The organism is Bacillus sp. EB106-07-01-XG149 (assembly GCF_058791555.1).
This window is the reverse complement of record NZ_JBYTDP010000003.1, coordinates 437,665-451,363: the sequence shown is the minus strand read 5'-3', so window position 1 is coordinate 451,363 and position 13,699 is coordinate 437,665. Positions and strand designations below refer to the sequence as shown.

The following is a 13,699-nucleotide window of genomic DNA, read 5'->3' as shown; positions in this document are numbered from 1 at the left end:
CCTTTCCCTTTCTAATGTATGCCCATTTCATTCACCTAAACCGAAAATAAAAAGAGCCTTGTAGACAAAATACCTACAAGGCTCTTTAGTAGAGTGTAGGTACAACGGGAATAACCCTTGTGCCTACACGTTTTCACGCTAGGTTCAAGGGCTTTATGTATGATGATGTAGTTGTGTAAGCATTTTAATAGATTGCATGATATTCATAATACTTACTCCCTTTCTCCTCTGATTTTTACATAGTATATAATACTTAATTCTGAATGTAAATACATTTTGAACATTCCGTTATTTCTTAATATAAAGCTACTTTCCTTTCATACTCTACAATTTCTTGTTCATATTGCATCGTAATACTAATTTCGTCTAGACCATTTAATAATTTCTCTTTCCACATTTTCTCGATTGTAAAATGAAACCTGTGCGTACTCGTTGTAATTACTTCATTCTCTAAATCTACTTCTATTTGTTCTCTCGCATCCGTTTTGGCAAGTTGTTCTCGCATTTCTTTATCCATTACAATTGGTAAAATACCGTTTTTCATACAATTCATATAAAAAATATCTGCAAACCCGCCGGCGATAATAACGCGAAAACCATAATCAGCAAGCGCCCACGGAGCATGTTCTCTTGAAGAACCACAACCAAAATTATCACCTGTAATTAATATACTTGCTCCTTTTCTATTTTGTGCATTAAGCGGAAAATTAGGGTTTTCATGGCGGTTATTATCATAACGCCATTCATCGAATAAATATTTTCCAAATCCCGTCCTTTCAATTCTCTTTAAGTATTGCTTCGGAATAATTTGATCTGTATCAATGTTATCATTCATCAGTACTGCAGCAGTACCTTTATGAATATGAAATGGCTCCATCATAACTCTCCTTTCTAGTATCAACAAAATGACCGTATAACGCAGCTGCTGCCGCCATTGCTGGGCTAACTAAATGTGTCCGTGCCCCTTTTCCTTGTCTTCCTTCAAAATTACGATTTGAAGTCGAAGCACAATGTTCTCCTTCAGGTACTTGATCTGGATTCATTCCAAGACACATTGAACATCCAGGTTCTCTCCATTCAAATCCAGCTTCTTCAAATATGTGATGTAGCCCTTTTTGCATCGCAGCTTCCCTTACTCTTTTCGATCCAGGTACAACGAGCGCTCGCACACCTTCTTTTACCTTTCTCCCTTTCACAACAGATGCAGCAATTTCTAAATCAGAAAGCCTGGAATTTGTACAAGATCCAATGAAAACATGCTGAACAGGAATGTCATACGTGCTTTGTCCAGGGCTTAATCCCATATAAGAAAATGCTCTTTCGTCATTTGCATCCTGCTTTTCTGGCAATTTTTCATCAATACGAACACCCATACTCGGGTTGGTTCCCCACGTAACGTACGGTGCTAAATCCGTAACATCTATCGTAATATGTAAATCATAAATTGCATCTGAATCTGTATAAAGTTCAGACCATTTCTTCTCGAATGTTTCAAAGTCTTTCGGTGCATATTTACGTCCTTTTACATAAGCAAATGTTTTTTCATCTGGTGCTATAATACCAGCCTTTGCTCCTCCTTCAATTGCCATATTACAAAGCGTCATTCTCTCTTCCATCTCCATAGCCTCAATCGTCTCTCCGTAAAATTCCATTACATATCCAGTTCCAACTGCTACACCGTACTTTGAAAGGAAATGCAAAATAATATCTTTTGCGTAAACACCTTTCTGTAATTTTCCTTTTAACTCAATACCCATCGCTTTCGGCTTTCGTTGCCATAACGTTTGCGTTGCCAATACATGCTCCACTTCACTCGTACCAATGCCAAATGCTAGCGCGCCAAACGCACCATGCGTTGCTGTATGACTATCACCACAAACAATTGTTTTTCCTGGTTGTGTAAGTCCAAGTTCTGGTCCGATAACATGAACAATCCCTTGCTCTTCATCCCCGATATCCGCTAACGGCACCTGAAATTGTTTACAATTTTCCCGGAGTGTATCTAGTTGCTGTTTCGCAATGCGATCGGTAATATTCCAAACATCTTTCGTTGGAATATTATGATCCATCGTTGCGAATGTTAAATCAGATCTGCGAACCGTTCGATTTGTAAGCCGCAAGCCTTCAAAGGCTTGCGGTGACGTTACTTCATGAACAAGATGAAGATCGATATATAATAAATCTAATCCATTTTCGTTTGTCGTAACTACGTGTCTTTCCCAAAGTTTATCTAGCAGCCTTTTTCCCATTATCTCCCTCTCCCTACTAACGCTTGCTCTTCCATCTCTTGTATAACTGCCTTCGTAAATGAAGTTGTCGTCTCATCTCCTCCGATATCTACTGTACATTTTCCTAATTTAAGAACTGCAGATATCGCAGATTCAATTGCATTCCCTTCTCTCGTTAATTCAAATGATTGCCCAAGCATCATTGCAACAGAGCGCATCATTGCAATTGGATTCGCCTTATTTTTTCCGGCAATATCCGGCGCTGATCCGTGAATAGGCTCGTATAATGAAGGTCCCTTTTCTGCATGACTTGCTGATGGAAGCATTCCTAATGATCCCGCTAATACTGAAGCTTCGTCACTCAAAATATCCCCAAATAAGTTTTCCGTTACAATTACATCAAACCGTCCTGGATTCCGAATTAACTCCATCGCAGCTGCATCTACTAAAATATGTTCTAGTTCAACGTCTGGATAACGAAGTGCTACTTCTTCCGTAACAGTTCTCCATAGTTTACTAGATTCTAAAACATTCGCCTTATCAATAGATGTTACTTTTTTCTTCCGCTTACTCGCTAATTGAAAGGCATAAGAAACGATCCGTTCAATTTCATGACGATGATACGTAAGTGTATCTGTTGCTACTTCGTCCGTTCGTTCTTTCGGATAAGAAAAATAAATTCCACCTGTTAATTCACGAACGACAACGAAATCAATTTCATCAGCGTTTTTTAATGGCGATAAATGTGCCGTTGCGCTTTCTACCGTTACAGGGCGAACATTTGCAAATACTCCAAGCCCTTTTCTTAGAGCTAATAATCCTTTCTCTGGTCTTTCCTTCGCGCTATCCCACCTTGGTCCACCAACCGCTCCAAGTAAAACCGCATCACTTGCTAAACAAGCGGCAAGCGTTCGTTGCGGTAATGGTTGCCCATTTAAATCGATAGCACTCCCGCCAAAATACTCATCTTGCAAATGAAAATGATGCCCATATAACCTCTCTACCATATGCAATACTTCCTTCGCACTTTCCATAACTTCTGGGCCAACACCATCACCAGCTAAACAAACGATACGTTTTTCCAATTTCAACACTCCTTTTAACTGAATTTTCAGAACTTTAATTTGATAGGTGAGGAAGGCTTCTCTCACCTATCAAACACTTATTTCACAAGCTGGATAAAAGATTTCAATTTCCCTGCTGCATGGACATATGCTCTCGCCGAAGCTTCCAATACGTCTTGTGCAACACCAAAACCTGATACTTGATGCGTTCCTTCTTTTAATTCAACATGAACATGAGCCAGTGCATCTTGACCTTGTGTAATAGATTGTATGCGATAATCCGCCAATTCACATTCTAATCCTAAAATTCTTTGGATTGCATTATAAATCGCCTCAATACTACCAGAACCAGTGGCTGCATCTTCGTATACATTTCCTTCTTCGTCTTTTAGCACAACTGTCGCGCATTGTGTACTATTTGATACAAAATGTACTTGTAGTTGCGTAATGTTATATTGCTGAGCCGCAAATGCTGATTCCCCAAGCATAAGTGCACGTAAATCTTCCTCAGTAATTTCCTTCTTACGATCAGCTAATTTTTTAAAGGCTTCAAACACCGCATCTCGTTCTTCCTTTGTAAATTCATAACCAAGCTCTTTCATTTTTTCTGTAAACGCGTGACGTCCAGAATGTTTTCCAAGTACGAATAGATTTTGAGATTCGCCTACTAGCTCTGGTTCAATAATCTCATACGTTGTCACTTCTTTTAATACACCATCTTGATGAATTCCTGATTCATGAGCAAATGCATTCGCTCCAACAATCGCTTTATTTTTCGGTACAACCATACCGGTTAATCTGCTTACTAATGTACTCGTCGCTTTAATCTCTTTTAGCGTCATAGAAGACTCCGCTTTATAGAGATCTTTTCTAATATGAAGAGCAACTGCGACTTCTTCTAACGCCGCATTCCCTGCTCTTTCTCCAATTCCATTAATTGTTCCTTCTACTTGCAACGCTCCGCCTTCAACCGCAGCTAATGAATTCGCTACTGCCATCCCAAGATCATCGTGACAATGACAAGAGAAAATTGCTTTTTCATATGAAGGAACGGATTCTTGTAAGTATTTAAAAAGAGAATAATATTCTTCTGGATTCGTATATCCAACTGTATCTGGAATATTAATTACATTCGCTCCTGCACGAATCGCAACTTCAACTGCTTCAGCTAAAAAAGCTTTTGCTGTTCTTGTCGCATCTTCTGCTGAAAATTGTACTGTCGGAAATAATGATTTCCCGAGTGTAACCGAGCGGTGAATACTATCTAATACATCTTCTTTTGACATACAAAGTTTATATTTCATATGAATATCACTTGTAGCTAAAAATACGTGTAGACGAGGAGATACAGCACCTTTCACCGCTTCATATGCTCTTCGAATATCACTTTCTTTCGCTCTAGCTAAACTCATAACTGTAGCATTTTGAATGGTATTTGCGATGCGTTTTACCGATTGAAAATCCCCTTCGGAAGCTGCTGCAAAACCAGCTTCCATGACATTAATACCTAGTCTCTCTAATTGCCTTGCAATTTGCAATTTCTCTTGTTCATTTAAATTCACTCCTGGTGATTGTTCGCCATCACGTAGCGTCGTATCCATGAACAAAATCTGCTTCATATTATTTAACCCCTGCCTTTACTCGCGGCTGTACAAACGGCATCATTTCACGTAATTTACGTCCAACTACTTCGATTTCGTGTTCATTCTCTTTCTCATTTGTCGCATGGAAATTTGGTTTTCCTGCTTTATGCTCTGCAATCCAGCCTCTTGCAAATGTACCATCTTGAATTTCTGCTAGCACTGCACCCATCGCTTTCTTCGTATCTTCCGTAACAACGCGTGGGCCTGATACGAAGTCGCCCCACTGCGCTGTATCTGAAACTGAATATCTCATATTTTCAAGTCCGCCTTCATACATAAGGTCAACGATTAGTTTTAGTTCATGTAAACATTCAAAATATGCAAGTTCCGGTTGATAACCGGCATCAACTAACGTTTCAAATCCAGCTTTTACTAGTGCAGTTACTCCGCCGCAAAGCACAGCTTGCTCTCCAAATAAATCTGTTTCTGTTTCTTCTTTAAACGTCGTTTCTAATACACCGGCTCTCGTCGCTCCAATTCCATCAGCATAAGAAAGTGCCTTTTCAGTCGCAACTCCTGTTGCATCTTGGTATACTGCAAATAATGCAGGAACAGCTCCGCCTTCAGTAAACGTACGGCGTACGAGATGACCTGGCCCTTTTGGTGCTACTAGAAATACATCTACATTAGCTGGCGGTTTCACTTGATCAAAGTGAACATTAAATCCGTGAGCAAAAACGAGAGAATTTCCTGCCTTTAAATTTGGCGCAATTTCCGCTTCATATACTTCTGGCTGCAGTTCATCCGGTAGTAGAATCATTACTACATCAGCTTTTTCCGCTGCTTCTGCTACTGTATATACAGAAAATCCATCTTCTTTCGCTTTATCCCAAGAGTTCCCTTTTCTTAAACCTACTACTACATCAAATCCGTTATCACGTAAGTTTTGTGCATGTGCATGACCTTGCGAGCCATATCCAATGATTGCTACTCTCTTTTCTTTTAATACATTTACCGTTACATCTTTCTCATAATAAACTTTTGTCATTTTCATTTCCCCCTATATTTAAATGGTTATTGAATTAACATAACTTGCTTATCTTGTTTTTTCATACTACGCGTAAACGCTGTTACACCTGTTCTAGCAATTTCTTTCAAACCATACGGACGAAGTAATTCAATTAATGCTTCTACTTTCTCCTGCGTACCAGTTACTTGCACAACTATGGAATCCTTCCCAACATCTATTACAGCGGCTCGAAACGGTTCAATTAAACTATATAATTCTGCTCTTGCTACTGATGTTGCTACTTTAATAAGTGCAAGTTCTCTTGCGATCATCGCTTCTTCTGTAATATCTGATACTTTCAGAACATCAATTTGCTTATGAAGTTGTTTAATTAACTGTTCCACTTGCTGTTCATTTTCAACGTGTACAACAATCGTCATCCGCGATATGTCCGATGATTCCGTATGACCTACTGAAATACTTTCAATATTAAAATGTCTTCGTGTCATAACACCCGTAATTCGGTTTAACACACCACTTTGATTTCGAACTGTCGCTGTAACAATTCTCTTCACCTTTTTTCCACTCCCTCCATTTGGTGAACACCTTTCCCTGGCGCAACCATCGGCATTACCTTTTCTGATTGAAGTACACGGCAATCAATTACGACTGGTTCTTGTAATTCAATCGCCTGCTGTATTTGCTTCTTTGCAAGAAGTGGATCATCTATACGAACTCCTTTTATGCCATACGCATTTGCAAGAGCAACGAAATCTGGTTGACACGATAGTAAAGAGTGCGAATATCTTTTGTTATAAAATTCATCTTGCCATTGTCTTACCATTCCTAAAGCTTCATTATTTAAAATAAATACTTTAACAGGCAATGAGTGTTCTTTTAACACACTTAATTCTTGCAAGGTCATTTGAAATCCAGCGTCACCTACAATTGCAATAACTAGTTCCTCAGGCTTTGCAATTTGCGCACCAATTGCTGCTGGAAATCCGAAGCCCATCGTTCCTAATCCTCCTGAAGTTACCCATTTATCAGGAGTTTTGAGCGGATAATATTGGGCTGCCCACATTTGATGTTGCCCAACATCTGTTGTTACAATCGCTTCTCCTTTCGTAATTTCATATAACATATCAATTGCGTATTGAGGCTTAATACTTTCCGAATTCCTTTTATAAGATAGTGGATACTTTTCTTTTCTACTCTTTAATAAAGAGAGCCACTTATGATGATTTTCTTTCCTTCCTTCTGGTTGAAGTAATACTTCCAGCGCTCGCTTAGCACTTGCAACAATTGGAATTTCAGTCGGCACATTTTTTCCGATTTCTGCTGGATCAATATCAATATGCGCAACAGTCGCCTCTTTAGCAAAATAAGCCAAATTTCCTGTAAGGCGATCATCAAATCTTGCACCTATATTAATAAGTAAGTCGCATTCATATAACGCCATATTGGCTGTGTAAGAACCGTGCATTCCTCCCATTCCTAGAAAAAGTTCATCATCTGGCGGAAACCCACCAAGACCAAGTAATGTATGCACAACAGGAATTTCATATTTACGAGCAAAACTTGTTAACTCTTTCGAAGCCTTCGCATGCAATACACCTGCTCCAGCTAAAATTAACGGCTTGTTTGCAGCACTAATTGCTTGTAATAATTTGTTTATTTGGAGTAAATTCGGTTCATAATTAGGATTGTATCCTGGTAAATCCATTTGTACGTCATTACATCGTTCTCCTTGCTCTACTACCATATCTTTCGGAAGGTCAATAACGACTGGGCCCGGTCTTCCTGTTCTAGCAATATGAAATGCTTCTTTAATAATTCGAGGTAAATCTGAAGCCTTTCGCACTTGATAGTTATGTTTTGTCACTGGCATCGTAAGCCCCATAATATCCGCTTCTTGGAAAGCATCACTTCCAATTAATGTCGTTGCTACTTGCCCTGTAAATACAACAAGTGGTAATGAATCAATCATCGCATCTGCTAGACCCGTAATAACATTTGTAGCACCTGGCCCACTCGTTGCAATGACAACCCCTGGATTGCCAGTAATTCTGGCATACCCTTCCGCGGCGTGAATAGCTCCTTGCTCATGCCTTGTTAAAATATGCGGAATTTCACAGTCATAGAGTGCATCATAAAGAGGTAAAACAGCACCACCAGGATAACCGAAAATTACTTCTACTCCTTCCTTTTCTAACGCTTCTAACAATAGCTGTGCACCAGTTGCCAGTTTCTCTTCCGTTTTTGAAGACATTGTTCTTATAAGCCCCCTTTTTGAAAACTTTTATCAATAAAAAAAATCCTACGTCCACACTCCAGCTATGTGCTGAAGGGACGAAAGATTTCGCGGTACCACCCTTCTTCGCAAGAATACTCTTGCCTCAGTGACCCATAAATGAGTCTAGCTAATAACGGAGCTACCGTCTAAGCCTAGACAAATGCTTCAGCTTAGCACTCAAGGGCGATGTTCGTCGACGTGAACCATCGGTTTTCAGCAACCACCGACTCTCTGTGAGGCTTCACAATCAACTACTCCTCCCTCTCAACGCTTTCTTATTGTTATAAAGAGTTGTTATCCAACTTTATTTTCTTCGTAAATCTTCTCTCCATCTTCTACAACTAACTTTCGGAATTCTTCTAATAAACGATTCGTATGTGGACCTGTTTGCCCTAAACCAATCGTTCTACCATCTACTGTCGTAACAGCAATTACTTCAGCAGCCGTTCCTGTTAAAAATACTTCATCAGCTACATATACATCATGTCTTGTAAATAACTCTTCTCTAACGTCATATCCAAGTTTTTCACCGATTTCTAATATAGCGTTTCGTGTAATGCCTTCTAACGCTCCAGCAGAACTTGGTGGTGTAATTAATTTATTTCCTTTTACAATAAACACGTTATCTCCTGAGCCTTCAGCTACGTATCCTTGATCATTTAACATAAGTGCTTCTTGTACTCCAGCTAATTTCGCTTCAATACGAACTAAAATATTGTTTAAGTAATTTAAAGATTTTACTTGAGGCGACAAAACATCTGGACGGTTTCGGCGCGTTGCAACTGTTACAACCGGAATCCCCTTTTCATAATATTCTTGCGGGAATAAAGATAGTTGTTCTGCAATTACTACTACATTCGGTTTCTTACAAGAATCAGGATCTAATCCAAGATTTCCTGCTCCTCTCGATACAACAAGGCGAATGTATCCATTAGATAATTTATTTTGTCGAATCGTCTCAACAACAATATCCGTTACTTCATCTAAAGAATATGGAATTTCTAACATGATGGATTTTGCTGATTCATATAACCGGACAAGATGCTCTCTCAAACGGAAAACATTACCGCTATATACTCTAATTCCTTCAAATACTCCATCGCCATATAAATAACCATGATCATATACTGAAACTTTTGCCTCGTCTTTTGGAACAAATTCTCCATTTAAGAAAATCCATTGCTCGTTCACTGGAAAGCGCCTCCTATGTTCTATGAATTTTTTATTGTTTCCTAGTTTACTCTCCTTTCTAAATAAATCAAGTGAATTTTTAGAAAATTTATAATTTTTAATCGTACGTACATCTTTGATTATATTGATTTAACAGCATTGTTAACGTTTACAAAAAGTCAAAAAAATTTTTTCGTCAATTTCCCCTAAAAAAAATATTTGTTTAAAAGAAGGATTTTCATCAATTAATACGAATCTATTGTATTCAATAAACGGACGTCCGTTTTTATAAATTCGGGAATATATAAGGACTTTTGCTGAAAAAGGGGGAAAATAATAAAAATAACGCTGTCTAAAAATAACATTCATATTTTTCGTTTCGTAATCATAATCCTATTTTTAAAAAACAATTTGTCAAAATGAAGGAGGAAATCAATATGGCGTGTGTACAAATTAAAGGAACGAGACAAGAGGTAGTAGAAATGCTTCAACTATTTGATCTAATGGATACGAAAGGTTTTTGTAAATTCGATAATTATGTAGAGGTAGAACCAAATAATAAAGAACATAATAATTTTATTGCTTCAATTGACATTCATTCAAATACTTCTTCTGCCCAAGATACTTTAAACGATCAATTCGTAAGTCAAATGCTTACTGGTGTATATAACGACTAAATAAAGTGATACTTTAATCAAGCTATCTGTAAATAGCAGGATAAATATATGCTTCCTACCGTCTTTGCATAAATATATACGATGTACTAGAGCATACTAGCAACTAGATGGTAGGAGGTGAGAATTATGGCTAGAATTGGCGTTGAAAACTCATTAACAGATGTTCAACAAGCTCTTCAGCAACAGGGACATGAAGTTGTTACCCTGGGCTCCGAACATGATGCACAAGGGTGCGATTGTTGTGTTGTAACTGGGCAAGATTCTAATATGATGGGTATTGCAGATGCATCAATTAAGGGATCGGTAATTGCAGCTCATGGTTTAACAACAGATGAAATTTGTCAGCAAGTTGAGAGCCGCACTTAAAAAAGAAAGAGGACTCCTTTTGAAAAGGAGTCCTCTTTTTTATATTCACCTAACGGGAAAGTAACATATACTGGATGAAAGCCCTACCTCTCTCTCATCATTACGGTTCCACTGACCGCTCCTTGATTCACTAGTATACATATAAAGCCTACAATAATAATTTATAGGGTTTGTTCACAAAAGTTGTTGGTAAGACTACCCGATCTTTCGCAAACTTTTCGTATTATATTTATAAGGTTTATTTACTTTACACTAGCTGTAACCGAGACACGAATTAAAATTTTAACACCAATACAATAACTTGTCAACATTTTTTACAAATTTAAAACAGACAGTAACGGTTTGTCTGTTTTAAAATGGAGCTTTTTCTTTTATTACATATACAACAAAACCGCTTACTAACATACATAAGCCAACTACTAAGTTTTTGATATTAATCATAAATTCCTCTCCCTTATTCCACACATCATATATATTTACAGTTCAATTATTCCGATCATCATAAAGCGCACTTTTTCTAATATATCACAATTCCTAAAAAATGCAAGTTCACTTTTGGCGACCATTTACAAATTTATCTACAGTGCTTGGTACCGTATTTAAAGCCTTTTCAATTAAATGTGTACTACTATTGAGGTGTAATACTTGCACACCGTTAGAACCGACTACTAAAAAAGCAACTGGGCTAATAGAAACCCCAGCCCCGCTTCCGCCTCCAAATGGATGGCTTTGCTTGTTCTCTTTATGCTGCCCTTGTCCGTTATTATGCTTTTCGGAAATAAAATCACCTTTAAAGTCACTTCCGCCGGCACCAAAACCAAAAGCCACTTGAGATACTGTTAATACTACATTTCCATCAGCCGTTGAAACTGGACTTCCAACAATCGTATTTACATCTACCATCTCTTTTAAATTTGTCATTGCTGTTTTCATTAAATTTTCAATTGGATGTTCCATTATGTATTGCACCCTTTCCTCATTATTCTTTTTTATACTTTCCAAAATAGAGGAAGTCATACTAACTTTTCCTATTTCAAAAAAACAATTCCACTCTTCTAAGTAGAATTATGCCTTGTACACGCTCGGATAAAGTAAAACTTTAATCAATGAGGTTTTGTTCATCACCTATTAAGTATTAACCCTCACCAATCGGGCGTTTGCGGATCACAAATAGCGGGATAAAAAAGAAAAAGAGATGCATACTACTATTGAACCTTGTTATGAAAGGAGTCATGACTTTGACTGAGAAATTTGATGAATATAAGAAAAGAGATAGAATAGATAGTGATTATAGTGACTATAAAGAAGAATACGCAGCTGAGGTTGCACCACAGCGCATTGATTATGATTACGATGAAAAAGAAAATAAAGAGGATATAAGATCGTCTGCCGCTGGATCAACTGCTGGCTTTATCGCTCTTGCCTTATCTATCTTATCACTCTTTACCTTCCCAACACTATTTGGTCTTGTTTCTGTATTACTTGGAATTTACGCTTATAATCGCGGAGCTACTGTAACTGGTGGTATCGCTGCGATTGTCGGCGGAATTGCAGCACTCATTGCAATTTTATTCCGAGTAGCACTTGTCGGATTATTGTTCTCCCTTTTTTAAAAAGAAAAAGGTATCTCGCTTATGCGAGATACCTTATCCTGTAAATACATCTTCCGATGGATATTTAATTTTTTGTTTTGCTGGTCGCGCTAAAGAAAACACAAGTGTTAACGGTCCGATTAATCCACAAAACATAACAAACATAATAATACATTTTCCAAACGCTGATAACTTTGCAGTAATTCCCATCGTTAACCCTACTGTACCAAACGCTGAAATTGTTTCAAATAGTAACTGAATAAAGCTGAAGTTTTCTGTAAGCATTAATACAAATACCGCTGCCAAAATGAGTATTTGACTGGCAACAGCAATAGCTAACGCTCTCGTTACTGTTGACATTTTAATTGTGCGCTGAAATAAAACGATTTCCTCTTTTTTTCTAAAGAAAGAAAGGACGGATGTAACTAAAATAACAAACGTTGTTAATTTAATCCCTCCACCTGTTGATACACTTCCTGCACCAATAAACATTAAAACCATCGTAAATAATATAGATGATTCTTCCATTCCCCCGTAGTCAACTGTATTAAATCCAGCAGTACGAGGAGTAATACCTTGGAAGAAAGAAGCCCATAACTTTTCATTTAAAGGTAAATTCCCTAACGTCTTCACATTATTATATTCCAATACAAAAATCACAATCATTGCTATAACATTTAACGCTACCGTTCCAACAATCATGATTTTAGAATGAATTGATAATTTTCGAAAGCTACGACTATACCATATATCAATTAATACGGTAAAACCGAGACCACCTATTACGATTAAAGAGCAAATCCCAATATTAACAATAGGATCTCCTACATACCTTGTTAAATTATCCGGCCATAGAGCAAATCCAGCATTATTATAAGATGCAATAACGTGAAAAATACTATAGTATACACCTTTTCCAAAGCCAAACTCTGGAATAAAGCGAAACGATAAAAAAATGACTCCAATAAGCTCAATACAAATTGAAAATATAAAGACACGCTTTACTAATTTTACAAGACCACCTATATTTGTCTGATTAAATGCCTCTCCGATTAATAATCGATGGCGTAACCCGATTTTTTTACCTAATACCCAAACAATTAAAATGGCAATTGTCATAAGACCTAAACCACCTGTTTGAATTAAAAACATAATAACAATCTCGCCAAACATCGTAAACGTACTTGCAGTATCTACTACTCCTAATCCCGTTACAGTTGCTGCTGACGTTGCCGTAAAGAAAGCATCTACCCAACTAATATGTACTTTCGTTGCGAATGGTAACTTTAATAACAAACCGCCAACCACAATTAAGCAGAAAAAACCTAATGCTAATATTTGTGGTGGATTTAATCGTATAAAACGATTATACAGCCCTTGTCTTTTTGTTACTTCCATATTCACTAACTCCCTTTTCCCCTCATAACTAAAGGCTTATAAGAAACCTTACATAGCGGGATAAACCTTATATTCTTATAATATAGTTGAGCATAATCCTTTTTTTTAAAGATTTCAACTTTTATTTATACTTGAACTCCACTTCATTTTATGACAAGAAACTTTCTATTATATTTATTCGTACTCTACAACTCTCGCAACAATCATTTTATATGTATCATTTCTCAAATTCTCATACCTTTCACTCTATGTTCACACCAAGGTCACATCCAACTTTTATAGTATATGTATCGAAGTTGTTCCTCCCTAATTTATA

At 37.4% G+C, this 13,699-nt stretch carries 15 protein-coding genes and 1 other annotated feature; of the genes, 3 read left to right on the top strand and 12 right to left on the bottom strand.

Translation table 11 applies throughout. From position 1 onward, the window contains the following. Positions 1–295: 295 nt before the first annotated feature. The 9 genes from leuD to AC3WTA_RS14605 form a co-directional block, all read right to left on the bottom strand. Positions 296–877: a 3-isopropylmalate dehydratase small subunit gene (gene leuD, locus AC3WTA_RS14645; RefSeq protein ID WP_000433136.1), complete on the bottom strand. Its 582-nt coding sequence runs from the start codon at positions 875–877 to the stop codon at positions 296–298. Further along, entirely contained in the window at positions 855–2,249 is a 1,395-nt protein-coding gene (leuC, locus tag AC3WTA_RS14640; protein ID WP_070168574.1) for a 3-isopropylmalate dehydratase large subunit, read from the bottom strand. The genes leuD and leuC overlap by 23 nt, the downstream gene beginning before the upstream one ends. Continuing rightward, complete coding sequence (gene leuB / locus AC3WTA_RS14635) at positions 2,249–3,313, bottom strand: 3-isopropylmalate dehydrogenase (RefSeq protein WP_000415374.1); 1,065 nt, start codon at positions 3,311–3,313, stop codon at positions 2,249–2,251. Before leuB ends, leuC begins: the two co-directional genes overlap by 1 nt. Before the next feature lie 77 nt (positions 3,314–3,390). Continuing rightward, entirely contained in the window at positions 3,391–4,911 is a 1,521-nt protein-coding gene (gene leuA / locus AC3WTA_RS14630) for a 2-isopropylmalate synthase (protein WP_000809605.1), read from the bottom strand. Between the two features lies 1 nt (position 4,912). Further along, positions 4,913–5,929, bottom strand: coding sequence for a ketol-acid reductoisomerase (ilvC, locus tag AC3WTA_RS14625; RefSeq protein WP_097860084.1), 1,017 nt, complete (start codon positions 5,927–5,929; stop codon positions 4,913–4,915). A 20-nt stretch (positions 5,930–5,949) separates the two neighbouring features. Continuing rightward, entirely contained in the window at positions 5,950–6,459 is a 510-nt protein-coding gene (gene ilvN, locus AC3WTA_RS14620) for an acetolactate synthase small subunit (protein WP_000822948.1), read from the bottom strand. Next, positions 6,456–8,156, bottom strand: coding sequence for an acetolactate synthase large subunit (gene ilvB, locus AC3WTA_RS14615; RefSeq protein WP_000095843.1), 1,701 nt, complete (start codon positions 8,154–8,156; stop codon positions 6,456–6,458). The genes ilvN and ilvB overlap by 4 nt, the downstream gene beginning before the upstream one ends. Positions 8,157–8,229: 73 nt before the next feature. Further along, positions 8,230–8,457: a binding site (T-box leader), on the bottom strand. Positions 8,458–8,474: 17 nt separating this feature from the next. After that, positions 8,475–9,371, bottom strand: a complete 897-nt coding sequence (gene ilvE, locus AC3WTA_RS14610; protein ID WP_001005492.1) for a branched-chain-amino-acid transaminase — start codon at positions 9,369–9,371, stop codon at positions 8,475–8,477. A gap of 141 nt (positions 9,372–9,512) precedes the next feature. Next, positions 9,513–9,719, bottom strand: coding sequence for a hypothetical protein (locus tag AC3WTA_RS14605; protein ID WP_081339346.1), 207 nt, complete (start codon positions 9,717–9,719; stop codon positions 9,513–9,515). A gap of 68 nt (positions 9,720–9,787) precedes the next feature. On the opposite strand from AC3WTA_RS14605, the gene AC3WTA_RS14600 reads away from it, so the two are divergent. Both AC3WTA_RS14600 and AC3WTA_RS14595 read left to right on the top strand, forming a co-directional pair. Next, positions 9,788–10,027, top strand: a complete 240-nt coding sequence (locus tag AC3WTA_RS14600) for a DUF3911 family protein (RefSeq protein WP_000752504.1) — start codon at positions 9,788–9,790, stop codon at positions 10,025–10,027. A gap of 126 nt (positions 10,028–10,153) precedes the next feature. Further along, complete coding sequence (locus AC3WTA_RS14595; RefSeq protein WP_000101010.1) at positions 10,154–10,393, top strand: YkuS family protein; 240 nt, start codon at positions 10,154–10,156, stop codon at positions 10,391–10,393. Positions 10,394–10,744: 351 nt separating this feature from the next. Here AC3WTA_RS14595 and AC3WTA_RS14590 read toward each other — a convergent pair whose 3' ends face one another. Together AC3WTA_RS14590 and ytfJ are read right to left on the bottom strand one after the other, a co-directional pair. Next, a complete protein-coding gene (locus AC3WTA_RS14590; RefSeq protein WP_000608225.1) occupies positions 10,745–10,834 on the bottom strand; it encodes a hypothetical protein in 90 nt (29 codons plus the stop codon). Between the two features lie 108 nt (positions 10,835–10,942). Beyond that, positions 10,943–11,410: a GerW family sporulation protein gene (gene ytfJ, locus AC3WTA_RS14585; RefSeq protein WP_002096773.1), complete on the bottom strand. Its 468-nt coding sequence runs from the start codon at positions 11,408–11,410 to the stop codon at positions 10,943–10,945. Positions 11,411–11,613: 203 nt separating this feature from the next. Between ytfJ and AC3WTA_RS14580 the strand changes: the two genes are divergently transcribed. Then, a complete protein-coding gene (locus AC3WTA_RS14580) occupies positions 11,614–12,006 on the top strand; it encodes an imidazole glycerol phosphate synthase (RefSeq protein WP_116480634.1) in 393 nt (130 codons plus the stop codon). A gap of 33 nt (positions 12,007–12,039) precedes the next feature. Here the strand turns inward: AC3WTA_RS14580 and AC3WTA_RS14575 are convergent, their stop codons facing one another. After that, positions 12,040–13,383 (bottom strand): TrkH family potassium uptake protein, encoded by a 1,344-nt coding sequence (locus tag AC3WTA_RS14575; protein WP_000454121.1) that lies wholly within the window; start codon positions 13,381–13,383, stop codon positions 12,040–12,042. Positions 13,384–13,699: the final 316 nt, after the last annotated feature.